Source organism: Variovorax sp. GW821-FHT06D12 (assembly GCF_059419205.1).
Genome location: NZ_JBWKRI010000002.1, coordinates 102527 through 125750, shown reverse-complemented (window position 1 = coordinate 125750; position 23224 = coordinate 102527). Strand labels below are relative to the sequence as shown.

The window sequence follows — 23224 nt, the reverse complement described above, 5'->3', positions numbered from 1 at the left end:
CCCTTCAGGAGGGTGCATCGTCCGATGCTGTAAATTATTGCGAATTAATTCGCAATAATTAAATGCCCGACGTTCCATCCGCTTCCTTGCCACCCGGGGCCGGCGCCCCGGCCCGGCTGCTCTCCATCGACGCGCTGCGCGGCCTCGTGATCCTGTTCATGCTGCTGGACCACGTGCGCGAGACCTTCTACCTGCACCACCAGGTGCCCGACCCGATGCTCGTGGCGCAGACGCCGCCGGCGCTGTTCTTCGGCCGCCTGCTGGCGCACCTGTGCGCGCCGGTGTTCGTGTTCCTGACCGGGCTGTCGGCCTTTCTCTACGGCGCGAAGCAGGCGGACGGCCGCGCGGCGGCGTCCTCGTTCCTGTGGAAACGGGGCCTGTTCCTCGTGCTGCTGGAGGTCACGGTCGTCAACTTTGCCTGGACCTTCCAGTTCCCGCCGGCCACCGTGTTCCTGCAGGTGATCTGGGTGATCGGGCTGTCGATGCTGGCGTTGTCGGCGCTGGTGTGGCTGCCGCGCCGGGCGCTGGTCGTGTTGGGTGTGGTGCTGGTGGCGGGGCACAACCTGCTCGACGGCGTGCACTTTCCCGTCGGCCATGTGCTGCACGTGCCCTGGGCCGTGCTGCATGACCGGGGCTGGATCGAGGTGTCCGAGGCCCTGAGGCTGCGCACGTCGTACCCGCTGCTGCCGTGGATCGGCGTGATCGCGCTGGGCTACGTCGCCGGGCCGTGGTTCCTGCCCGGCGCCGATGCACCGCAGCGCCAGCGGCGGCTGCTCGCGTGGGCTGCGGGCCTGCTCGTTGGCTTCGTGGGGCTGCGTGCGCTCGATGTCTATGGCGACAAGCCCTGGGTGGCGGGCGACAGCGCGCTGACGACCGTGATGGCCTTCCTGAACATCACCAAGTACCCGCCGTCGCTGCTGTTCATCGCGCTGACGCTCGGCGCGGGGCTGTGGCTGCTGCGCCTGTTCGAGCGCCGGCAGGGCGCGGCCTGGCTCGCGCCGCTGGCCGTGTTCGGCGCGGCGCCCATGTTCTTCTATGTGCTGCACCTGTACGTGCTCAAGTTCCTCTACCTGGGGGCCGAGGCGGTCTGGGGCCCCAACCAGGGCCGCTTGTTCGGCTTCGACGCCGTCTGGATGGTGTGGCTGGTCACCGGGGTGCTGGCCTTCGCGCTGTATCCGGCGGTGCGCGCCTTCGCCGCCCTGAAGGCGCGGCGCCGCGACATCGCGTGGCTCAAGTACCTGTGAGCGGCTGGCGATGAGGCGGTTCTGCGGCGCGGCCCTCGCGATGCTGGGCACGTCCGTCCTCGCGGCCGAAGGCGGCGGCTTCGTCGAGGACACGCGCTGGCACGTGCTCCAGCGCAGCGTGTACGAGCACCGTAACTACCTGCACGGCGATCGCAGCAACGGCGGGCGCAATGCCTCGCTGCCCCGGGCGCGGCGCAGCGATCACGCGCAGGAGTGGGGCTACGGCGTCATGGGCACCCTCGCGTCCGGCTTCACGCCGGGCTGGATCGGCTTCGGCGTGGACGCGCATGCCTCGCTCGCGCGCAGCCTCGACGGCGACGATCTGCGCGTCGGCAAGATCCGCATGCTGCCGGTGGACGGCGCGGGCTACGCGCAGGACGGCATCGCGCGCGGCGGCGTGGCGCTGAAGGCGCGCATCTACGCCACCGTGCTGACGGTGGGTGAGCAACGCGTCAAGACGCCGGTCTTCAGCGCGTCCGATTCCCGCCTGCTGCCCGAGACCATGCGCGGCTGGCTGCTGACGAGCCGCGAGTTCGACACGCTCACGCTGCAGGCCGGCCGCTTCACCGGGTCGACCGACCGCCACGCGCGCGGCACGAACCACCCGTTGATCGTCAATTACCTCGACCCGAAGTCACCGCGCGGCGACGTGTTCGACTTTGCCGGCGGCACATGGAAGGGCAGCGCTTCGCTGTCGCTCACGGCCTACGTCGCACGCCTGCAGGACACCTGGCGCACCGGCTACCTGGGGGCCCAGTACACGGTGCCGCTCCCGGAGAAGCGTGCGCTGTCCTTCGACCTGCAGGTGTACCGCAGCAAGGACACGGGCCGCGCGCTGGCCGGCCCGGTGGACAACACCACCGCGAGCCTCATGACCAGCTACACCCACGGCCCCCACCGCGTGGGCCTGGGCTGGCAGAAGGTCGCGGGCGACACGCCGTTCGACTACGTGACGCGCGGCGCCGTCTGGCTCGGCAATGCAGCGCAGCTGTCCGACTTCAATGCGCCGCATGAGCGGTCGTGGCAGCTGCGGTACGAAGTGGATGCCGCGCGTTGGGGCGCACCCGGGTTGAGCCTGGGCGCGGCCTACATCCGCGGCAGTGGCATCGACGGCAGCCGCGTGCCGCCGCGCGGAGGCTACGCATGGCTGGGCTACGGGCAGGGCGGCCGGCACTGGGAGCGCGACCTCTGGCTGCGCTACACGGTCCAGCAAGGCAGCGCCAAGGGCCTGGCCCTTCTGCTGCGCTACGGCGAGCACCGCAACAACAAGGCGCAGGCCGAACTCAACACGCGCCAGATCCGCGTCGCGCTGGAGTACCCAATCGGCAACGACTGAGCGGGCGGCGCTGTCAGGGGGCCGTGACGGGCAGCTTCTTCACGAAGGTCGCGGCGGGGTCGAGCGGCTGGCCGTCGCGCGTGCGCAGGTCGATCGGGGCTACCGGCTCACCGTTCTCGCGCTCCAGCAGCACCGAATGCGGCTCGCCCGGCGCGAACAGGTTCGCCTCGCCCCAGTGCCGCAGGCCGACCACCACGGGGAACAGGCCGCGGCCCTTGGCCGTCAGCGCGTACTCCTGGTAGAGCGAGCCGTCCGAGGCGGGCACGAGGTCGAACACGCCTTCCTGCACCAGCCACTTCAGCCGGTCGGCCAGGATGTTCTTGGCCACGCCCAGGCTCTGCTGGAACTCGCCGAAGCGCCGCATGCCGTCGAAGGCGTCGCGCACGATCAGCAGCGACCACTGGTCGCCGACGATCTCGAGCGCGCGCGCCATCGGGCAGGCGTCGAACCTCAGACTTTTTCTCCTGGCCATCGTGTGTTTCCTGTGCGTCCCTGGGATGGCGGGATTAGACCGTAGCGTTTGATTGGTTGCAAATTAAAACCGATGCGACTAGCATCCGCATGGTTTTAATTTGAAACCTGAAGCGACCATGACCCTCCCAACCCCCGCTCCCCACGACATCCCTTCCGGCGGCGACGCCGTGCCCGGCCTGCGCGCCAGCCCCGTGCGCGTGGCCGTCGTGCAGTTCGACCCGCAGGTCGGCGTCGAGAACCTCGCGCGCAACGCCGCTGCCGTGCGCCAACAGCTCGAGGCTGCGGTGACCGGCGGCGCACAGCTCATCGTGCTGCCCGAGCTGGCGACCTCCGGCTACTGCTTCAACGGCCGCGCCGAGGCCTTCGCCCACGCCGAGCCCGTGCCGCACGGCCCCACGGTGCAGGGCTGGGTCGCGTTCGCGGCGCAGCACGGCGTGTACCTCGTCGGCTGCCTGGCCGAGCAGGACGGCATGCAGCTGTTCGACACCGCCGTGCTCGTCGGCCCCGAGGGCTACATCGGCCGCTACCGCAAGACGCACCTGTGGAACAACGAGAAGCTGTGGTTCACGCCCGGCAACGAGGGCTACCCGGTGTTCGAGACGAAGATCGGCCGCATCGGCCTGCTCGTGTGCTGGGACATCTGGTTTCCCGAGGCGCCGCGCATCGTGGCGCAGCAGGGCGCCGACATCATCTGCGTGCCCACGGGCTGGGTCTGGACGCCGCCGCCGCTGTACGACGCCAGCGGCGTGTGCATGGCGGCCTACCTGACGATGACGGCCGCGCACGCCAACAACGTCTTCATCGCCACCGCCGACCGCGTGGGCCAGGAGCGCGGCACGGGCTTCATGGGCAACTCGCTGATCGCGGGCACCAACGGCTGGCCGATGGGGCGCATCGCCGGGCCCGAGGAAGAGACCATCCTCTACGCCGACGTCGACCTGGGCGCCGCGCGCTCCGCGCCGATCTGGACGCCGCTCAACGACCTGCACCGCGACCGGCGAACCGATCTGTACGACGCGATGCTGGGCTATCGGGGGGCGCAGGCACTGCCGCGCTGAGTCGGGCAAAGCGGACGATCATCCAGGGGCCGAGCAGCGCCCCGAGTCCGACCGAGCTCCACGCCGCGACCCACGCGTACGTGCTGCCGAAACCGAAGCGCGCCTGCCCCCAGTCGAGCGCCAGCCCGAACACCCAGGGGCTGAGCGCGCCCGCGCCGAAGCCCATCACCGAGCGCACCGAGAACGCCACGCCGAGCCGGTGCGGCGCCACCACGTCGGCCAGCGCGGTCGAGTAGACCGACGAATCGGCGATGGCGAGCAGGTTGTACAGCGCCGCCATCGCGGCCAGCGCCCACAGCGGCCAGGTCCACATCCAGCCGAAGGTGAACGACAGGCTCAGGCTCGCGAGGGTGGCGATCATCATCACGCGCGCGCGGCCCAGCCGGTCGGAGGCCGCGCCGCCCACCACGCTGCCGAACACGCTCACGAGGTGCGCGAACGCCGCCAGCGCGATGCCCGCGGCCGGCCAAGCGGTCGCGCCGCCGCGCGACGAGGCCATGAGGTAGGCGGGCAGCCAGGCCCACAGCGCCATGAGCTCCCAGCAGTGGAAGGCGTAGGCCCAGTTGCCGGCCATCGCGGGCCGGTCGCGCACGGTCGCGTTCAGCGCCTGCAGCACGCCTTCGCGCGGCGCACCGGCGAGCCGTGGCGCAGGCGGTGCCATGCGCCGCAGTGCGAGCTGGGCCAGCAGCACGCCCATCACCGTGCAGCCCGCCGCCACCAGCAGCCCGGTGCGCCAGTGCGCCACCACGCTGAAGCCCGCCACGACCGCGAGCGACAGCGCATAGCCCATCGACGCCGCGCCGAGGAAGAGGCCCATCGCGCGCCCGCGCACCGCGGGGCCGGCGTTGAGCGACAGCAGCTGCAGCCCCGGCGTGTACGAGGCGCCCGCACACAGGCCCGCCAGGCCGTACAGCAGCAGGGCCGAGCGGTGGTCGTGTGCGAAGAGGGCGAAGGCCAGCGAGGCGACCGCGCCGATCACGCCACCGACCGCGAAGATGCGGTGCGGGCCGAAGCGGTCGGCCAGCAGGCCTACGGCGAACAGCGAGCTCATGTAGCCCACGTGCCAGGCGCTCTGGATGGAACCGGCCTGCGCGGCCGTCATCTGCCAGTCGTCGCGCATGAACGGCAGCACGCCCGAGTAGGCCGTGACGATCATTCCCTGCAGCAGCCGGCTCGCGCACAGCAGCGCGAGCCATCCGCGCTGCGGCGCTGGGGTGTGGTCAGCGCAGTGCACGCTGCATCAGCACGGTGTCGACCCACCGGCCGAACTTGAAGCCGACGTGGCGCAGCACGCCGACCGTCTCGAAGCCCAGGCGCGCATGCAGCCGCTGCGAGCCCGCGTTGCCGCTGTGGCCGATGCACGCGACCATCTGCGTGAAGCCGGCCTCGGTGCAGCGGTGGATCACCGCCTGCAGCAGCGCCGTGCCGATGCCGTGGCCGTGCATCTCGGGCGCGACGTAGATCGAGTCTTCCACCGTGTGCCGGTAGGCCGAGCGCGTGCGGTAGGGGCCGGCGTAGGCGTAGCCGGCCACCTCGCCGTCCTTCAACGCCACGAGGTAGGGGAGGCCGCGTTCCTGCACGTCGATGCGGCGCGCCTGCATCTGCGCGACGGGGGGCACTTCTTCTTCGAACGAGCACAGGTCGTGCTGCACGTAGTGGCTGTAGATGGCCTGCACGCGGGCCATGTGGTGGGGCTCGGCATCGGCGATGTCGAGCGCGGTGAAAGCAAGGGTGGGGGAGGACATGGCCCGATCTTGACGAGGCAATATCGATAAGTGAAGCTTGGTTAACCTATGCAGCGCATAAGGAATACTTTGGAAAAAAACCTCAACCTAGACCAGCTCGCCACCTTCGCCCTGGTGATCGACACCGGCAGCTTCTCCGCCGCGGCCGACCGGCTCGGCCTGTCGCAGCCGGCCGTGAGCCTGCAGGTGCGCCAGCTCGAACGCCGGCTCGCGGTGCGGCTCATCGAGCGGGTCGGCAAGCGCGCGCGGGCCACGCCGGCCGGTGCGGAATTGCTGCGCCATGTGCCGCAGATCGAGGCGGCGGTCGAGAACGCTGTCGACGCGGTGGCCGACCATGCGCGCGGCGTCACGGGCCGCGTGCGGCTGGGCACGGGCGCCACGGCCTGCCTGTACTTTCTGCCCTCTGTGCTGCGCCAGCTGCGCGAAGCCTTCCCGGCGCTCAGCGTGGTGGTGAGCACCGGCAACACCGACGAGCACGTGCGCAAGGTGGAAGACAACAGCATCGACCTCGCACTGGTCACGCTGCCCGCGGCGGGGCGCTCGCTGAGCGTGATCCCGGTGTGCGACGACGAGTTCGTCGCCATCGGCCGCGCCGACCTCGCGCCGCTCAAGGCCCGCGTCACGCCGGCCGACCTGGCAACGCTGCCGCTGGTGCTGTTCGAGCCCGCGGCCAACACGCGCAAGCTGGTCGATCGCTGGTTTGCGGCCGAGGGCATGCAGCCACAGCCCGTGATGGAGCTGGGCAGCGTCGAGGCGATGAAGGAGATGGTGGCCGCAGGGCTGGGCTACGGCCTGGTGCCCGGCATGTCGATGGCGGGGCGCGGCGCCCACCCGGCGCTGAAGGCCAGCCGCCTGGCCCCGCGCATGCACCGCACGCTGGCGGTGGTGATCCGTCGCGACAAGCCGCTCAACAAGGCGCTGCGCACGGTGCTCGAGGCGATCGTGGCGGCCGGCAAGAAGCCCGGCCGCCGTTGAAGGTACTTACTCCGGAATGGCCGCCAGCGGCGCCACGCCGCCGCGTGCGCGGCCCAGCGTGCCGACGATGAGCGCGGCGATCAGCACCAGCACGCCGCTGAGCACCATCGTGGGCGAGATGCCGCGGCTGTCGACCATCAGGCCGCCGATCAGCGCGCCCGAGGCGATCGCCACCTGGAAGCCCGTCACCAGCAGGGCCTGGCCGGCTTCCTGCGCGTCGGGCACGGCTTCCATCATCCAGCCGGTGAGCGCCACCGGGATCAGGCCGAAGGCCACGCCCCAGATCACCACCACCACCGCGCCGGCCACCATGCCGGTGCCGATCAGCGTCGACAGCAGCAAGGCCGTCGCGAGCATCAGCGCCGCCAGCAAGGTGGTGCCGCGCACGCTGCGCGCCACCAGGCTGCCGCCCAGGAAGGTGCCGATGAAGCCCACCGCGCCGTAGACCAGCAGCAGCGTCGAAACCGCGTTGGCCTGCAGGCCGAACACCTGCTGCAGCAGCGGCTTCAGGTAGGTGTAGGCCGCGAAGTGGCCGGCGATGAAGAACAGCACGGCGAGCAGGCCGACCTGCGCCATGCGGCGCGTGAGCGGCGTGAGCAGGTCGCGTGCACCGATGGCGCGTTGCGGCGGAATCGCGGGCAGGAGCCACAGCTGCACCAGCAGCACCGCCGCGGCCAACGCGCCGGTCACGGCGAACGAGGCGCGCCAGCCGAACATCGTGCCCAGCCACGAGCCCGCGGGCACGCCGAGCACCGTGGCGGCCGACACACCGGCCAGCACCAGCGACATGGCGCGCGCCTTCGAGGCGTCGGGCACCAGCTGCGTGGCGGCGGCGGGCGCGAAGGTCCAGAAGCCGCCCACGGCCAGGCCGAGCATCAGGCGCGCAACCAGCATGGTGGCGAAGTTGGGCGCGAACGCGGCCAGCAGGTTCGAGGCGATCAAGAGCAGCGTGAGCGCGATCAGCACCGTGCGCCGGTCGAGCCGGCCCGAGGCGACGATCAGCGCCGGCCCGGCAAAGGCGGCGAGCACGCCGGGCATGGTGATCATCAGGCCGGCCGTGCCGTCCGACACGTTCAGGCCGCGCGCGATGTCGGTGAGCAGGCCGATGGGCATGAACTCGGTCGACACCATCGCGAAGGTGCCGACGGCGATGGAGCCGACCGCGAGCCACGCGGAGCGGGTGGGGGCGGCCACAGCGTCGCGCGCGGGCGCCGCCAAGTCGTCGATGCAGGGGGTGCTGCCGGAAGAATTCATCATGGAGATGCAGTCCTTGAACGCATCGGCGATGAAGACGCCAATGCCGGTGAGGGGGCATTGGAGTGTGCGAGCCGGCCGCCTTGCGACCAAGGGGCGGTGGAGCAGTAGACAGTTTCCCTGCGGCGAACAATCGACCCCTTTGCTGTCTGCAGCCGCCCGGGGATGCGGCAATGGCGCCTTTCGCCATCACCGTCTTTTTGAGTTGCCGGGATTAGGTGTGGGCAGGGCGCAACTGCAGCGCCTGTCCGTCGGCCACGAACGATTCATCGACCAGCACGCGGAAGGCCGTGCCCTGCACGAACTTCGGCTGCGCCACGGCCGGCGAGAGAAATTCGATGTCGAGCGCGACCGGCGTGCCGCGCGCGAGCGAGGTGCCCTGCGGCACGCGCCAGCGCGCCGAGAAGCCTTCGGTGTCGAGCACCAGCGCGCCCCGGTATTCGCCGGGGCCCAGCGGCACGTCCTGCGCCGGCACCGAGGGGCGGCGGAAGGTGAGTTCCACGGCCAGGTGCGGCGTGAACTCGGGCAGCGCGTCGAAGCCTGCGGGCGGGGCCTGCTTGGGCGTGCGGCGCGGCAGCTTGCCGATGAGCCACCCGATCACGTTGCCGATGATCGGCACCCACAGCACCATCAGCAGCGTGGCGATGTCGCGCGTGGTGGTGCCGGGCGCCGCGTAGTGCCGCACGATGCCGCCGCCCACGGCCACGCACAGGAGGATCAGGACGATGACGCGTCGGCGGAACTGGATTTTGGTCATGAATGCGCGGGGTGAAAGCGGGTCCGGACCATAACCTACGCCGTCATCTGCCCTTTGCCTGCCGCTTGAGCGACCCGCAGCACCGCATCCGCCGGCAGCGCCTGCCAGTCGATCCATTCGCCCACCGCCACTTGGTGCGTGGGCGCGGCGGCGCCTTCGACGGTGCCCCATTGCAGCGTCAGCCGGTGCGTGCCGAGCCGCAGCGCGAGCTCGAAGCCCTGCCAGTGCGCGGGCACATGCGGCGTCATCGACAACTGCCTGCCCTTCACGTTCAGGCCCAGCAAGGTCTCGATGGCCGCGCGATGCAGCCACGCGGCCGAGCCGGTGTACCAGCTCCAGCCGCCCCGGCCCACATACGGCGCGGCGCCGTAGACGTCGCCCGCCATCACATAGGGCTCCAGCTCGTAGACCGGGCCGCGCGCGGGGTGCTGCGAACGGTGGGCCGGGCTCAGGCCCTCGAAGCTTTGCCAAGCGGCTTCATGGTCACCCTGCAGCGCCTGCGCCATCAGCGCCCACACGGCGCCGTGCGAGTACTGGCCGCCGTTCTCGCGCACGCCCGGCGGGTAGGCCTGGATGTAGCCCGGGTTGGGGGTCGACTGGGCAAACGGCGGCGCCAGCAGCCGCAGCAGGCCGGCCGGCTCGTCGTGCAGGTGCTTGCCGATCGCGGCCATGGCCGGGCCGGTGTGGGCCGCGTCCGAGGCGCCCGACAGCACCGACCAGGCCTGTGCGATCAGGTCGATGCGGCACTCGCTGTTGATCGACGAGCCCAGCGGCGCGCCGTTGTCGAAGAAGGCGCGGCGGAACCAGGCGCCGTCCCAGCCGGCGTCGTGCAGCGCGGCGATCCAGCCCGTGCGCGCTTCGGTCCAGCGCGCGGCGCGTTCGTGTTCGCCGCGCGCCTGCGCGAGGGGCGCGAAGCGCTCGACCACGCTGCACAGGAACCACGCGAGCCACACCGATTCGCCACGACCCTCGTGGCCGACGCGGTTCATGCCGTCGTTCCAGTCGCCGGTGCCCATCAGCGGCAGGCCGTGCACGCCGGTCTTCAGGCTGCGGTCGATGGCGCGCGCGCCATGGTCGAACACGGTGGCCATGCGGCCGCTGTTCTGCGGCGCGTAGTAGGCGTCTTCGGCGCCCTCGGGAATGCCGGGGCCTTCGATGAAGCCGACCATTTCGTCGAGCAGCGAGGCATCGCCCGTCACCTCGACGTAGTGCGCCGACGCATACGGCAGCCACAGCAGGTCGTCCGAGAAATGCGTGCGCACGCCGGCGCCGCCGGGCATGTGCCACCAGTGCTGCACGTCGCCTTCGGGGAACTGGCGCGCCGCGTTCACGAGGATCTGCGCGCGCAGGCGCGGCGGGTCGGTGAGCGCGAAGGCCATCGCGTCCTGCAGCTGGTCGCGAAAACCGAAGGCACCGCCGGCCTGGTAGAAGCCGGCCTTCGACCAGAGCCGGCAGGCCAGCGTCTGGTACACGAGCCAGCGGTTGACCAGTGCGTCGAACAGCGGGTCGGGCGTGCGCACCTGCAGGCGGCCCAGCAGCTCGTCCCAGAAGTCGCGCACCTGCGCCAGCGCCTCCGGCACGTCGCGCTGACGCCAGCGGCGCGCAAGCTCGAGCGCCGCGTCGGCATTGCCCGCGTGGCCCAGCACGAAGCTGAAGCGCGCGGTCTCGCCCGCCGCCACGACGAACTCACCGCCAATCGCCGCGCAGGCATCGAGCCCGCTGCCCGCGCGCCGCGCCAGCGTGTCGGGCACTTCGACGATGCCGCGGCCGGCGAAGAACTCGCTGCGGTCGCAGGTCCATTGCGTGGCCCCGGTTGTCGCGCCTTGCAAACCTGCGAGCAGCAGGAAGGCCGCGCTGCCGCCGAAGCCCGCGCTCGATTCGCGCTGCTGGCCGAACACGGCCGGCTGGTCTTCGGGCTTCCAGCAATGCACGGTGCGCCGTTCGCCGCGCGCGGCGCCCAGTTGCCACTCGACCATCGCGAGCGCGCGCAGGCGGCGCTGGCCGGCGCCTTCGTTGCGCACGCGCACATGCACCAGCTTGACGGCCTCGTCGCGGTCCGCGAAGAAGGTGGTTTCGAGTGCGAGGTCGCCTTGGCGGCATTCGAAGACGGTGTAGCCCTGCCCGTGCCGCACGCGGTGGCGGGTGGTGCCGTCGCCACCGCCGGCAGGTGTCAGCGGCAGCATCTCGCGCGTCGCGACGTCCTGCAGCAGGTAGTGCTCGAAGGCCGGGTCCTGCACCGGGTCGTTCGACCAGGGCGTGACCTGGTGCATGCGGCTGTTGCCGGCCCAGGTGTAGCCGGTGCCCCATTCGGACACCTGGAAGCCGAAGGTGGCGTTGGCGATCACGTTGATCCACGGGCGCGGCGTGCGGTGGTCGGGGCCGACCTCGAAGCGGAACTCGCCGCTCTCGGCGTCGAAGTCGCCGGTGGGTGCGGTGACATTCGACGAGGTGGCCTGCCGCGTCAGCAGCGGCGTGCGGTGCTGCACCGGCGCGCTGCTGTCGTCCGCAATCGTCGGGCTGCGTGCCTCATGCAACGCCGCCACCTGCACTTCGAGTGCGCGGCCGTCGGCCGTGAACACCACGCGCGCCAGGCTGGAGAGCGCGGCCTTTTCCGACGGCACCACGTCCTGGTCGCGCAACAGGTAGAAGCCGGCGGTGTCGTTGCGCGGAAAGCTGTTCTGCGTCTGCTGTGCGACGCGCGTGCGCAGCATTTCGATCTCGCGCTGCAGCGGCATGAGGTACGAGTTCGGTTCGCTGTTGAGCACCACGAGGTCGCAGGCCACGCCGCCGAAGCCCCACCACGGCTGCGCGCGCAGCAGCGTGTTGATCAGGCCCATGCCGTTCATCGAGTGGATGTAGACCAGCACGATGGGCTTGTCGCCCGAGATGCCGAAGCGCCAGATCTGGCGCAGGTCGATCAGCCCGCGGTCGCTCATCACGCGCGGCGTGGTGTAGGTGAGGATGGTCGTCAGGTCCTGCAGCGCCAGGTTCTGCGCGGGCGCGATGCTCAGGTCGCGCAGCCGCACCTGCGCCAGCGTGGCGGCCATGCGGGTGGCGCGCTCCACGTGCATGGGCTGCAGGTAGCGGTCGATGCAGGGCATCAGCGCCTCGATGCTCTCGTCGGCGGCGGTGGCGAAGCTCAGGCGCGCGGTGGTGCCCGGCGCGATCGACAGGCGCACGCGCAGGCAGGCGATGGGGTCCAGGCCGTTCACCTGCTTGCCCTGGGCCGTGAGCGGTTGCGGGTCGAGCGCAGGGTCGGCCAGCGTGCGGTTGCGGCCGATGAAGGCGCGCCGGTCGGTCATGCAGTCGATCGACAGCACGTTGGCGTCGACCGAGGCCACGAAGTGCACCGCGGCCACCACCGCATCGCCATGCAGGCGCGGCTTGCGCGACAGCAGCAGCGCGCGCCATGCCGGTTCCCAGCGCGATTCGACGAACAGGTTGGCAAAGGCCGGATGCGCCTCGTCGGCCTTGGGGTTCGACAGCACCGGCTCGAAGTACGAGATGAGTTCGAGCGTGCGCGTTTCGTCGCCCGAGTTGTGCAGCGTGATGTGGCGCAGCTCGGTGTCGTCCTCGGGGCTGATGAGCACCGTGGTGCGCACCTGCAGGCCGGGGCCGGTCGCATCGAACTGCACCTGGTCGGCCAGGAAGCGGGTGCGGTAGTGCCAGTCGGCGCCGGGCGCGGGCAGGGCGGTGAGCGAGGTGAGCTCGGCTTGCCCTCCGTCCTTTTCGATATCGCGCACATAGAAGAAAGTGCCGTAGCTGTCGCGCAGCGGATCGTCGCGCCAGCGCGTCACGTTGAACGCGCGCCAGCGGCTCACGCCCGCGCCGTTGGCCCGCAGCGCCACCGTGTAGCGGCCGTTCGACAGCAGGTGCGTGGGCTGGAAGCCCGGCCCCGTCGGATCGACCACGCGCGGCTGGAACAGCGGCGCCAGCTCGGCCTGGCTGGGCTCGGGCGGCGTGCGCGGGTCGGCGCTGCCGATGATCTGGCGCGGCGTGCGCTCGTGCAGCAGCGACTCGTGCGCCTGCACCAGCGCGGCGCTGCCGAACCAGCGGCGCGGCGCGTCGTCGCGCAGCACGTTGCACAGCGCCACCAGCGACATGCCCTGGTGGTGCGCCATGAAGTTGCGCACCACGGTGAAGTCCTGGCCCTCGGCCTGGCGCGAGGTGGTGAAGTCGATCGCGTCGTGAAAACCGAACTCGCCGCGCGCGCCGAGCGATTCGAGCAGCTCGAGATTGATGACGGCCGCTTCGGGCGCGAACGGCGCGGCCATCAGGCTGGCGTAGGGCGCCACCACGCGGTCGGTCGGCGGCGTGCGCCGCAGCGCCAGGCGCGGCACGCCGAAGGGCGAGTACTGGTACGCCAGCGAATGGTCTTGCGCGAAGTAGGCCGACTCGGACACGCCCCACGGCATGTTCTGCGCGCGGCCGAAGGCCTGCTGCTCGGCGATGGCCGCGGCGTTGGCCACCTGCAGCAGGCCGTCGGTGGGCTCGGTCATCACGAGCGCGGGCATGAGGTACTCGAACATCGAGCCCGACCACGACTTCAGGCTGGGCTTGAAGCCCACCAGCAGGAACGGCCGGCCCAGCGCCATCCAGTGGCGGCGCGGCACGTCGCCCTTGGCAATCGCCAGGAAGCTCAACAGGCGCGACTCGGAGGCCAGCAGGTCGTAGTAGCTCGCGTCGAGCACGTTCTCTTCGACGCGCAGGCCGATGTGGAACAGGTGGCGCTTGGCGTCGTAGAGGCCGCTGAAATCCATGCCGTCGTGCAGCGCGGCGCAGCGTCGGGCCAGTGCTTCCAGTGCGGGGGCTTCGCGGGGCTGGCAGTTTGCGTCCGCTGCGAAAGCGCGGCAGGCCTGCGCCACGGCTACGAGGTGGCCCGCGAAATTGCCGCTGTCCACGCTGGACACGTAGTCCGGCGGCAGCGGCTTGAGCGTCTGCGTGTCGTACCAGTTGAACAGGTGGCCGTTGTGCTTGTGCATGCGGTCGACGGTGTCGAGCGTGGCCGTGAGGCGCGCCAGCAGGGCTTCTGTGTCGATCCATCCGAACTCGCGCGCGCAGCAGGTGGCCAGCAGGTACATGCCGATGTTGGTCGGTGAGGTGCGGTGCGCGAGGGTCGGCTGCGGTTCGAGCTGCAGGTTGTCGGGCGGCAGGTGGTGATCGTCCGGGCCGACCACTTGCTCGAAGAAGCGCCAGGTGTCGTGCGCCAGCGTCTCGAGGTAGCTGCGTTGCGCGGGCGCGAGCGGGTCCTCGGCGTGCGTATCGACACGGCTGCCCCACCAGGCCGCAATGGGCGCCAGCGACCACAGCACGAAGAGCAGGGGACCGAGCACCGGCCAGGCGCTCCAGTTGGCGAGCACGGCCAGCACCAGGCACACCGCGCTGCTGAGGGCCGCGCTGCGCACGAAGGGCTTCAGGCGCTGGCTCGATTGCGCCTGCGCCTGGTCGGCCGTCGTCCACTGCAGCAGGTGCCTGCGGCTCACGACCAGCCGCCAGGTGGCGAGGAAGGCCGCGTCGAGCAGCAGGCGCGTCTGCGCCGCCAGCTGCACGAACTGCCAGGCCGCGCCGGCCAGGGCGCGCAGCAGCTCGACCGCGCCCGCGTCGAAGAAGTGGCGCAGCTCGATGGCGCGGCGTGTCGGCACCAGGCCGGCCAGCGCGCCCAGCAGCGGGCCCAGCGTGAGCGCCGCACCGACGGCGGCCAGCGCCCAGCCCAGCGGCATGGCCTGCGTGAAGATCACCAGCACCAGCAGCGCGAAAGACGCCGGCACCACCAGCGACCGGCGCAGGTTGTCGCTCATCTTCCACAGGCCCAGCGCGTCGATGCCGAAGCGGCGCGCGCGCCACATCAGCGGCAGCAGCTGCCAGTCGCCGCGCACCCAGCGGTGCACGCGCGAGGCGGCCACCCCGGCATGGTGCGGATGGTCTTCGACCAGCACCACGTCGCTGACCATCGCGCAGCGCGCGACGCTGCCTTCGAGCAGGTCGTGGCTCAGCACGGCGCTGTCTGGCAGGCGGTCGTTCAGCGTGGCGTGCACCGCGCGCACGTTGAGCAAACCCTTGCCGGTGAAGGAGCCGCTGCCGAACACGTCCTGGTAGATGTCGGAGGCGCCGCTGCCGTACGGGTCGAGCCCGCACTGCCCGGCGAACACCCAGTGGAAGAAGGAGCGCTCGCTGCGCATCGGGAACGGCGTGACGATGCGCGGCTGCAGGATGCCGAAGCCCGCGACCACGCGCCGGCTCGGCATGTCGATCTCGGGCGCGTTCAGCGGATGCGCGGCAATGGACACGAGGTCGCGCAGCGCACCGGGCGGCAGGCCGGTGTCGCTGTCGAGCGTCAGCACATAGGGCGTGCGGCCGGGCGCGAGCTGCTGGCCCGGTGCGAGCGGCAGAAAGCCGCTGGCGTCGCCGCTGGCCAGCAGGCGCATCAGCATTTCGAGCTTGCCGCGCTTGCGTTCCCAGCCCATCCAGCGCTGCTCGGTCTCGCTCCAGCTGCGCGGGCGGTGCAGCAGCAGGAAGCGCGGCGCGGTGCCATCCGCTGGCGGGTACTTGGCGTTGAGCGCGGCGATGCGTTGCTGGGCGTCATCGAGCAAGGGCGCGTCGTCGGGCATCGCCGCTTGCGAAGCGTCGGCCCAGTCGGTCAGCAGTGCGAACTGCGCGTGGGGCTCGCGGTTGGCGAGCCAATGCAGTTCGAGCCGGTGCGCGAGCCTGGCGTTGTTCGCGGTCGAGCCCAGCATCGTGGGCATGACGACGAGCGCGCGGTGCCGCTCGGGAATGCCGTTCGCGAAATCGAGGCGTGGCAGGGCCTGCACGCGCACCGACTCCGCCATGATGCGTTGCGCCAGTGCAATCAGCGCTTCGGACAGCGGCCACGCGAGCAGCAGCAACGCCGCGACGGTGGTCCAGTCACCGCGATGCGGCAGGCCGTGCAGCACGGCGGCCAGCAGCAGCGCGGTGCCGAGGGCGACGGACCCCACGTAGACGGGCAGGCGCCAGCCGCGATGGCTGCGCGCGGGGCGTGTGTGCGCGGTGCGTGTGGCCTGGCCCGGCGCTGCGTTCGCCTGCAGCGACGCAATCAGCGCGGGCCGGCCCTGGCCGAAGAGGTAATAGCCGGCGGTGCCGTCGGCGCGGTCGGTCTCCGCACCGGCTTCGTCGGCCGGCGCACTGGACGCCAGCGTGACCACGGCCTGCGCCACTTCGCGCTCGGGCCGTTCGGTGCTGCGCGCCACCTGCTCCATCGCATGCGTGATCTGCTGGCGCGTGAGTTCGCTCTCGTTCGCAAAGCTCGGCAGTTCGCGCAGCACGCGCAGCGAGCGGCTCACCGGCTCGATGAGGTCGCTCCATTCGACCTGGCCGATCATGCGCAAGGTCGTGATGATGTTGCCGACCGTGAGGTTGGCCGCGGCCTGCGCGTTCTGCGCGTCGCCGATCAGCGCCGGGCCGTTGGGGCAGTGCTGCTCGGTCCAGCGCACCAGCGCGGGCATGTCGTCGCCGTGCTCGACGGGCAGGCGCTGCCACAGCTGCGTGAGGTAGCTGTCCTGCAGGCCGTGGCTTTGCAATGCGCGGTAGAGCACGTCGAGGTCTTGCACCGAGAGGTGCGGCGCTGCGTCCCAGGCCGCGTGCGCGATCTCGCGCGCGACCTTGTTCTCGGCAATGCGCTCGGCCACGCGGCGCAGGTTTTCGAGCAGCACCACGCGCAGGGTGGTGGGCAGCGCCCACAGCTCGCCGAGCATGAGCTCGTCGATGTCTTGATAGGCGTTGAGGAAGGCCGTGAACAGCGTCTTGTTGAGCACGCTGTCGGTGTGCGCCACATAGGCCCACGCAATGCCGTACACGCGCGGCAGCCCTGCCAGCGGCGGCGTGACGAGCTTGGGCAAGCGTGCGTAGTAGCTGCGCGGCACGCCGTCATGGATCTGCTGGAGCTGCGCCTCGACGAGGTGGAAGTTGTCGAGCAGCCATTCGGCTGCCGGCGACACATAGCGCCCGCTCAGCGAGATCAGCGCGATGTAGTCGAAGGCGGCGCGCAGCGACTCGAGGTTTTCGTCGACCCGCGGAAAGAAGGGCGCGCCTTCGCGCGCGCGGTGGTGTTCGTCTTCCACCACCTGGGCACGGGCCAGGCTGTGGCCGTGCTGTTCGAAACGTTGGGCGCCGAAGAGTTCGGCGCGAATCGGGAGGGCTACCGGGTCGTGCGGACCGAGCAGAAGGGTCCGGGCGTAGTGACTGAGCCCTTGGAGGCGGTCGACGACGGCAGCGGCGCTCAAGTGACCGCGAACAGGCCGATGCCCAGAACCACGGCCACGCAGGCCATCGTGACAATGCGGCCCGCAGCGAGCGCGCGCACACGTTGCATGTGGCTTCGCAGCGAGAACCATCGCCCGTGGGCACGTGCACAGTGGTGCATGTGGGAAGCCAGGGCTTCGAAGTCGCTGCCGACGAAATCGATCTGAGAATGGGAAAGGGACTGCGGGACGGACATTGCAACGGGCTCCTGTGAAACGACTTCGAGCTGCCGCGCGATTGCGAGAACTGTGAACGTGTCCCGACCGTACCCTTTTAAATGACCTTACAGGTACCTCATTGCCGACAGCGCACGTAGGAAAGGGCGCACAAGGCGCCCTTTGTCCATGGAGGCTGTGTGCCGGTCAGCCCGTGTTGCGCAGCCCCGCCGCCACCCCGTTGATCGAGATGTGGATGCCGCGCTGCAGCCGCTCGCCGCCGTCGCCCGCGCGATAACGCCGCATCAGCTCGACCTGCAGGTGGTGCAGCGGGTCGATGTAGGGGAAGCGGTGGCGCACCGAGCGCTGCATTTCTGCATTGCCCTCGAGCCGCTGCTTGGCACCCGTGATGAGCGTGAGCGCGTCCGAGGTGCGTTGCCACTCGGCCTCGATCATCGAGAACACCTTCTGGCGCAGCTTGCGGTCGGTGACCAGCTCGGCATAGCGCGAGGCCAGCGCGAGGTCGCTCTTGGCCAGCACCATGTCCATGTTCGACAGCAGCGTGCGAAAGAACGGCCACTGCGCGTACATGCGCTGCAGCAGCGCCTGGCGCTCCTTCTTGCCCGCGGCGGTGCCGGCGGCGGCCAGGAACTGCTCCACGCCCGAGCCGAAGCCGAACCAGCCCGGCAGCGTGAGGCGGCACTGGCCCCAGCTGAAGCTCCACGGCACGGCGCGCAGGTCGTCGATCTTGTGGCTCGGGTTGCGCGAGGCGGGGCGCGAGCCGATGTTGAGTTCGGCGATCTCGCGGATCGGCGTGGAGCCGAAGAAGTAGTCGCCGAAGCCCGGGGTCTCGTACACGAGCTTGCGGTACGCGGCCATGCTGGCGGTCGAAAGTTCGCCCGCGGCCGACAGGAAGTTCGCCGGTGCCGACTTGCCCTGCGGCAGCAGCGTGGCTTCGAGCGTGGCGGCCACCAGCGTCTCGAGGTTGCGCCGGCCGATCTCGCGGTTGGCGTACTTCGAGCCGATCACTTCGCCCTGCTCGGTGAGGCGGATCTGGCCGCGCACCGTGCCGGGCGGCTGCGCCAGGATCGCCTGGTAGCTCGGGCCGCCGCCGCGTCCGACCGTGCCGCCGCGGCCGTGGAACATGCGCAGGCGGATGGGGTTCTTTTTCTTCTTGTTCAGCTCGTCGAACAGCGACACCAGCGCGATGCCCGCGCGGTACAGCTCCCAGTTGCTGGTGAAGATGCCGCCGTCCTTGTTGCTGTCGGAGTAGCCCAGCATCACGTCCTGCTCGGCGCCCGAGCGCTCGATGAGCGCCTGGATGTTGGGCAGCGCGTAGAAGGCGCGCACGATGGGCGCGGCGTTGCGCAGGTCTTCGATGGTTTCGAACAGCGGCACCACGATCAGGTCGCAGGTCGCGTTGCTGTCCATCGCGCCGCGCAGCAGGCCCACTTCCTTCTGCAGCAGCAGCGCCTCGAGCAGGTCGCTCACCGTTTCGGTGTGGCTGATGATGTAGTGGCGGATGGCCGCCGCGCCGTAGCGTGCACGCGCGGTGCGGGCGGCCGCGAAGATGGCCAGTTCGCTTCGGGCGAGCGGCGAGTAGTCGGCGTCGGGCACGCGCAGCGGACGCGCGTCGTCGAGCAGCTTGAGCAGCAGCGTCTGCTTGGCCTCTTCGGCCAGCGACGCATACGAGGGCTCGATGCGCGCGGTGGCCAGCAGCTCGGCGATCACGGCCTCGTGCTTGTCGGAGCTCTGGCGCAGGTCGACCGTGGCCAGGTGGAAGCCGAACACTTCCACCGCGCGGATCAGCGGGCGCAGGCGCGGCGCGGCGAGCACGGTGCCGTGCTTCTCGACCAGCGACTCTTCGATGGTGCGCAGTTCGGCCAGGAATTCTTCGGCATTGGCATACGGGTTCTGCGGCGCGACCGCATGGCGCGCGGCCTCGCCGCCGCTGAGTTCGCGCAGCGTGGCCGCCAGGCGCGCGTACACGCCGGTGAGGGCGCGGCGGTAGGGCTCGTCCTTGCGGTGCTCATTGGTGTCGGGCGAACGCTCGGCCAGCGCCTGCATCTCGACCGACACGTCGACCAGCGTGGCCGACAGCGACAGCTCGCCGCCCAGGTAGTGCACCTCGGTGAGGTAGTGGCGCAGCGCGAGCTCCGACTGGCGGCTCAGTGCGTACTCGAGCGTTTCGGCTGTGACGTTGGGGTTGCCGTCGCGGTCGCCGCCGATCCACTGGCCCATGCGCAGGAAGGGCGCGACCGAGGGCGTCTGCCCGCCTTGCACCAGCGCCTTCTCGAGGTCGGCGTACACGCGCGGGATTTCGCGCAGGAAGGTGGCTTCGTAGTAGCTCAGCGCGTTCTCGATCTCGTCGGCCACGGTGAGCTTGGAGAAGCGCAGGATGCGCGTCTGCCAGATCTGCGTGACGCGGATGCGCACCTGGGTTTCGTTGTCGGCCAGTTCGATGGGCGAGAGTGCGTCTTTTCCGCCGGCGTAGGCGTTCTGGCGCAGCTTGATCTCGTCGCGCGTGGTCAGCAGCAGGGCGATGGCGCGCTCGGCGTCGAGGATGCTCTTGCGCTGCACTTCGGTGGGGTGCGCCGTGAGCACGGGCGACACGTAGCTGTGGGCCAGCGAGGCGACGATCTCGTCGGGCTTGATGCCGGCCTTGCGGATGCGGGCCAGGGCGGTCTGCAGGTCGCCGTCGGCCTGCACGCCTTCGCGCTCGGCCTCGGTGCGGCGGCGGATCTGGTGGCGGTCTTCGGCCAGGTTGGCCAGGTGGCTGAAGTAGGTGAAGGCGCGGATCACACGCACCGTTTCGGCGGCGCTCAGGCCCTTGAGCAGGTTCTTCAGCGCGCGGTCGGCGGCATGGTCGGCGTCGCGCCGGAACGACACCGACAGGGTGCGGATCTTCTCGACCAGCGCGTAGGTTTCGTCGCCCTCCTGCTCCCGGATCACGTCGCCGAGGATTCGGCCCAACAGCCGGATGTCGTCGATCAATGGCTGGTCTTCGGTCTGGCGGCGCTTGGCGGGAGATGCAGGAGTCTTGCTGGCTTTCATTCGATGTTGTTCCTGGGGACTTGAATGGACGCGCCGCCTCCGTTGCTGCGGCGCAACATGCTAGCATTCCAGAGGTCAGAAACCATGTACTTTTTTGGGAGCGATCTTGAGCAACATCGTGATCGCCACGCGCGAAAGCCGGCTGGCCCTGTGGCAGGCCGAACACGTGCAAACGCTTTTGCAAGAACGAGGCCACAGCGTCAGCCTGCTGGGCATGACGACCCGTGGTGACCAGATCCTGGACCGCACGCTGAGCAAGGTCGGCGGCAAGGGCCTCTTCGTCAAGGAACTCGAAGCCGCGCTCGAAGACGGGCGCGCCGACATCGCCGTGCATTCGCTCAAGGATGTGCCGATGGAGCTGCCCGAGGGCTTCACGCTGGCCTGCGTGCTGGAACGTGAAGACCCGCGCGACGCGCTGGTGTCGCCGCGCTACGCCTCGCTCGACGAGCTGCCGCAGGGCGCGGTGGTCGGCACCTCCAGCCTGCGCCGCGTGGTGCTGCTGCGCGCGCAGCGGCCCGACCTGCGCATCGAACCGCTGCGCGGCAACCTCGACACCCGCCTGCGCAAGCTCGACGAAGGCCACTACGACGCCATCGTGCTCGCGGCGGCCGGGCTCAAGCGGCTGGGCCTCGAAGACCGCATCCGCGTCGCCTTCGACCCCGACACCATGCTGCCCGCCGCAGGGCAGGGCGCCCTCGGCATCGAGGTGCGCGCCGACCGCCAGGACCTCATCGACCTGCTGGCGCCGCTGGCCCACAAGAGCGACTGGCTCTCGACCACCGCCGAGCGCGCCGTGAGCCGCGCGATGGGCGGCAGCTGTTCCATGCCGCTCGCGGCCCATGCGCGCCGCCAGCCCGACGGCACGCTGCGCATCGACGCCGCCTGGGGCGACCCCGAAGGCGATGCGCCGCTGGTGCGCGTGCACGCGCAGGCCGAGGCCGGCGACTTCGCGGGGGCCGATGCCCTCGGCCAGCACGCCGCCGGGCTGCTGCGCGACGCCGGTGCCCACTGATCACGGTGGGCGCCGAGCGATGCGCGCGGGGCCTGTCATCGTCACGCGGCCGGCGCACGAAGCGGCGGCGTGGGTCCGTGATTTCCAGTCGGCCGGGCTCGAGGCCGTGGCGCTGCCGCTGATCGCCATCGCGCCCGCGCTCGACGTCGAACCGCTGCGCGCCGCGTGGGCGCGGCTCGCGGACTACGCGGCGCTGATGTTCGTGAGCGCCACCGCCGTCGACCACTTCTTCCAGCACCGGGGCACCTCGACCCTCGCCGGTTGCCGCTTCTGGGCCACCGGCCCCGGCACCGAGCGCGCATTGCTGCGCGCCGGCGTGCCGCCCGCCGCCATCGACGCACCGCCACCCGGTGCCACGCGCTTCGACTCCGAGGCGCTGTGGGCGCTGGCCCACGGGCAGGTGTCGCCGGGCGTGCGTGTGCTCATCGTGCGCGGCGGCGACGAGGCCGGCCAGCCGGCCGGGCGCCAATGGCTGGCCCGCGAGATCGATGCCGCCAGCGGCGTGCGCGACACCGTCGTGGCCTACCGGCGCCTGGCGCCCGCGCTCGATGACGCGCAGCGCCGCATCGCGACCGAAGCCGCCGCCGGACACGGCATCTGGCTCTTCAGCAGCTCGGAAGCCATCGGCAACCTGCAGCGCGCACTGCCGGGCACCTCCTGGCAGGCCGCGCGCGCCATCGCCACCCATGCACGCATCGGCGAAGCCGCACAGGCCGCGGGTTTCGGGGCGTTGCGTGTCTGCACACCCCTGCGGGAAGCACTGATCGCGTCGATAGAATCCTTCGCATGAGCGCCGCGTCCCCGTCCGACGACCTTTCTCCCCCTTCCGCCGCCCCGGTGCAGGTGCCCGCCACGGTGGCGCCGCACCAGACGCCCGCCGCCCAGGCGGCCGCGGCCACCCTGCTGGCGCGCATCGGCATGGGCCTCGTGGCCCTCGTGGCGCTGATCGCGCTGCTGTCGACGATCGCGCTGTGGCAGAAGGTCGGCGGCATGAAGGAACAGCTCGCGCGCCAGAGCGCCGAGGCCACCGCCCAGTCGATGGAAGCGCGCACGCTGGCCCGCCAGGCCAGCGACACGGTGCGCGATGCCGCCGCCCGCGTGGCCCTCATCGAGACCCGCGTGGCCGAAGTCGCGCTGCAGCGCTCACAGCTGGAAGAACTCATTCAAAGCCTCTCGCGTTCGCGCGACGAGAACCTGGTGATCGACATCGAATCCGCCGTGCGCCTCGCGCTGCAGCAGGCACAGGTCACGGGCAGCCTGGAGCCGCTGCTTGCCGCGCTCAAGGCCGGCGACCTGCGCATCGCGCGTGCCGCACAGCCCCGGCTCGCGCCTGTGCAGCGCGCCATGCAGCGCGATGCCGACCGCCTGCGCAGCAGCGCCAGCACCGACAGCGCCGAAGCGCTGCAGAAGCTCGACGAACTGGTGCGCAGCGTGGACGACCTGCCCACGCTCAACGCAGTGGCCGTGCGCGGCAACGGCGTCAACGCCTGGCGTCCCGAACCCATTCCCGCCGATGCGCCCTGGTGGCAGCGTGTGCTGCTGACCATCCGCGGCGAGGCCCGCTCGCTGGTGCGCGTGGGTCGCATCGAAAGCCCCGAGGCGGTGCTGCTGGCGCCCGAGCAGTCGTACTTCCTGCGCGAGAACCTCAAGCTCAAGCTGCTCAACGCGCGGCTGTCGCTGTTGTCGCGCCAGATGGACGCCGCGCGCGGCGAACTGGGCCAGGTCACCACATCGCTCAACCGCTATTTCGATCCGGCCTCGCGCCGCACGCAGGCCGCGGCCACGCAGCTGCAGCAACTGCAGCAGCTCGTGCGCAGCACGGAGCCGGTGCGCATCGACGACACGCTGGCCGCGCTGACCACCGCGGCCGCAGGGCGCTGATC

The 23224-nt window shown here is 70.6% G+C and carries 15 protein-coding genes; 7 read left to right on the top strand and 8 right to left on the bottom strand.

Annotated features, from left to right (window positions below; genetic code table 11):
* Positions 1–62: 62 nt before the first annotated feature.
* Both AC07SQ_RS06995 and AC07SQ_RS06990 read left to right on the top strand, forming a co-directional pair.
* Complete coding sequence (locus AC07SQ_RS06995) at positions 63–1244, top strand: acetyltransferase domain-containing protein (protein WP_495271910.1); 1182 nt, start codon at positions 63–65, stop codon at positions 1242–1244.
* Between the two features lie 10 nt (positions 1245–1254).
* The gene (locus tag AC07SQ_RS06990; RefSeq protein WP_495271909.1) at positions 1255–2580 is read left to right on the top strand and encodes an OprD family outer membrane porin; all 1326 of its coding nucleotides are present in this window, start codon (positions 1255–1257) and stop codon (positions 2578–2580) included.
* Between the two features lie 13 nt (positions 2581–2593).
* Here the strand turns inward: AC07SQ_RS06990 and AC07SQ_RS06985 are convergent, their stop codons facing one another.
* Complete coding sequence (locus tag AC07SQ_RS06985) at positions 2594–3052, bottom strand: winged helix-turn-helix transcriptional regulator (protein ID WP_095746483.1); 459 nt, start codon at positions 3050–3052, stop codon at positions 2594–2596.
* 118 nt (positions 3053–3170) lie between these two features.
* On the opposite strand from AC07SQ_RS06985, the gene AC07SQ_RS06980 reads away from it, so the two are divergent.
* A complete protein-coding gene (locus tag AC07SQ_RS06980; protein WP_495271908.1) occupies positions 3171–4112 on the top strand; it encodes a nitrilase family protein in 942 nt (313 codons plus the stop codon).
* Here AC07SQ_RS06980 and AC07SQ_RS06975 read toward each other — a convergent pair.
* Positions 4030–5346 (bottom strand): MFS transporter, encoded by a 1317-nt coding sequence (locus AC07SQ_RS06975; protein ID WP_495271907.1) that lies wholly within the window; start codon positions 5344–5346, stop codon positions 4030–4032. The two genes, AC07SQ_RS06980 and AC07SQ_RS06975, sit on opposite strands and share 83 nt — an antisense overlap.
* Complete coding sequence (locus AC07SQ_RS06970) at positions 5333–5857, bottom strand: GNAT family N-acetyltransferase (protein WP_495271906.1); 525 nt, start codon at positions 5855–5857, stop codon at positions 5333–5335. The genes AC07SQ_RS06975 and AC07SQ_RS06970 overlap by 14 nt, the downstream gene beginning before the upstream one ends.
* A gap of 48 nt (positions 5858–5905) precedes the next feature.
* Here AC07SQ_RS06970 and AC07SQ_RS06965 point away from each other — a divergent pair, with 48 nt between their 5' ends.
* Positions 5906–6832: a LysR family transcriptional regulator gene (locus AC07SQ_RS06965; RefSeq protein ID WP_495271905.1), complete on the top strand. Its 927-nt coding sequence runs from the start codon at positions 5906–5908 to the stop codon at positions 6830–6832.
* 6 nt (positions 6833–6838) lie between these two features.
* On the opposite strand, the gene AC07SQ_RS06960 is transcribed toward AC07SQ_RS06965, so the two are convergent.
* From AC07SQ_RS06960 to ppc, 5 genes are all read right to left on the bottom strand, one after another.
* Positions 6839–8089, bottom strand: coding sequence for an MFS transporter (locus tag AC07SQ_RS06960; protein WP_495271904.1), 1251 nt, complete (start codon positions 8087–8089; stop codon positions 6839–6841).
* A gap of 211 nt (positions 8090–8300) precedes the next feature.
* The gene (locus AC07SQ_RS06955) at positions 8301–8843 is read right to left on the bottom strand and encodes a hypothetical protein (protein ID WP_159273181.1); all 543 of its coding nucleotides are present in this window, start codon (positions 8841–8843) and stop codon (positions 8301–8303) included.
* Between the two features lie 35 nt (positions 8844–8878).
* Positions 8879–17101: a glycoside hydrolase family 94 protein gene (locus AC07SQ_RS06950; protein WP_495271903.1), complete on the bottom strand. Its 8223-nt coding sequence runs from the start codon at positions 17099–17101 to the stop codon at positions 8879–8881.
* A complete protein-coding gene (locus AC07SQ_RS06945) occupies positions 17098–17316 on the bottom strand; it encodes a hypothetical protein (RefSeq protein WP_062474298.1) in 219 nt (72 codons plus the stop codon). The genes AC07SQ_RS06950 and AC07SQ_RS06945 overlap by 4 nt, the downstream gene beginning before the upstream one ends.
* Positions 17317–17482: 166 nt before the next feature.
* On the bottom strand, positions 17483–20329 hold the full coding sequence (gene ppc / locus AC07SQ_RS06940; RefSeq protein ID WP_070062227.1) for a phosphoenolpyruvate carboxylase: 2847 nt from the start codon (positions 20327–20329) through the stop codon (positions 17483–17485).
* A gap of 106 nt (positions 20330–20435) precedes the next feature.
* On the opposite strand from ppc, the gene hemC reads away from it, so the two are divergent.
* From hemC to AC07SQ_RS06925, 3 genes are read left to right on the top strand one after another with little or no spacing between them, the layout of a single operon-like run.
* Entirely contained in the window at positions 20436–21341 is a 906-nt protein-coding gene (hemC, locus tag AC07SQ_RS06935; RefSeq protein ID WP_495271902.1) for a hydroxymethylbilane synthase, read from the top strand.
* 19 nt (positions 21342–21360) lie between these two features.
* Positions 21361–22131, top strand: coding sequence for a uroporphyrinogen-III synthase (locus AC07SQ_RS06930; protein WP_495271901.1), 771 nt, complete (start codon positions 21361–21363; stop codon positions 22129–22131).
* Positions 22128–23222, top strand: a complete 1095-nt coding sequence (locus tag AC07SQ_RS06925; protein WP_062482753.1) for a uroporphyrinogen-III C-methyltransferase — start codon at positions 22128–22130, stop codon at positions 23220–23222. The genes AC07SQ_RS06930 and AC07SQ_RS06925 overlap by 4 nt, the downstream gene beginning before the upstream one ends.
* The last annotated feature ends 2 nt before the right edge of the window (positions 23223–23224 follow it).

Excerpts from the sequence above, each read along its gene's own strand:
- AC07SQ_RS06930 (WP_495271901.1), top strand. The coding sequence starts at position 21,361 with ATGCGCGCGGGGCCTGTCATCGTCACGCGGCCGGCGCACGAAGCGGCG.
- AC07SQ_RS06985 (WP_095746483.1), bottom strand. The coding sequence starts at position 3,052 with ATGGCCAGGAGAAAAAGTCTGAGGTTCGACGCCTGCCCGATGGCGCGC.
- AC07SQ_RS06980 (WP_495271908.1), top strand. The coding sequence starts at position 3,171 with ATGACCCTCCCAACCCCCGCTCCCCACGACATCCCTTCCGGCGGCGAC.
- AC07SQ_RS06925 (WP_062482753.1), top strand. The coding sequence starts at position 22,128 with ATGAGCGCCGCGTCCCCGTCCGACGACCTTTCTCCCCCTTCCGCCGCC.
- AC07SQ_RS06995 (WP_495271910.1), top strand. The coding sequence starts at position 63 with ATGCCCGACGTTCCATCCGCTTCCTTGCCACCCGGGGCCGGCGCCCCG.
- AC07SQ_RS06945 (WP_062474298.1), bottom strand. The coding sequence starts at position 17,316 with ATGTCCGTCCCGCAGTCCCTTTCCCATTCTCAGATCGATTTCGTCGGC.
- AC07SQ_RS06955 (WP_159273181.1), bottom strand. The coding sequence starts at position 8,843 with ATGACCAAAATCCAGTTCCGCCGACGCGTCATCGTCCTGATCCTCCTG.
- ppc (WP_070062227.1), bottom strand. The coding sequence starts at position 20,329 with ATGAAAGCCAGCAAGACTCCTGCATCTCCCGCCAAGCGCCGCCAGACC.
- AC07SQ_RS06990 (WP_495271909.1), top strand. The coding sequence starts at position 1,255 with ATGAGGCGGTTCTGCGGCGCGGCCCTCGCGATGCTGGGCACGTCCGTC.
- AC07SQ_RS06960 (WP_495271904.1), bottom strand. The coding sequence starts at position 8,089 with ATGATGAATTCTTCCGGCAGCACCCCCTGCATCGACGACTTGGCGGCG.
- AC07SQ_RS06965 (WP_495271905.1), top strand. The coding sequence starts at position 5,906 with ATGCAGCGCATAAGGAATACTTTGGAAAAAAACCTCAACCTAGACCAG.
- AC07SQ_RS06970 (WP_495271906.1), bottom strand. The coding sequence starts at position 5,857 with ATGTCCTCCCCCACCCTTGCTTTCACCGCGCTCGACATCGCCGATGCC.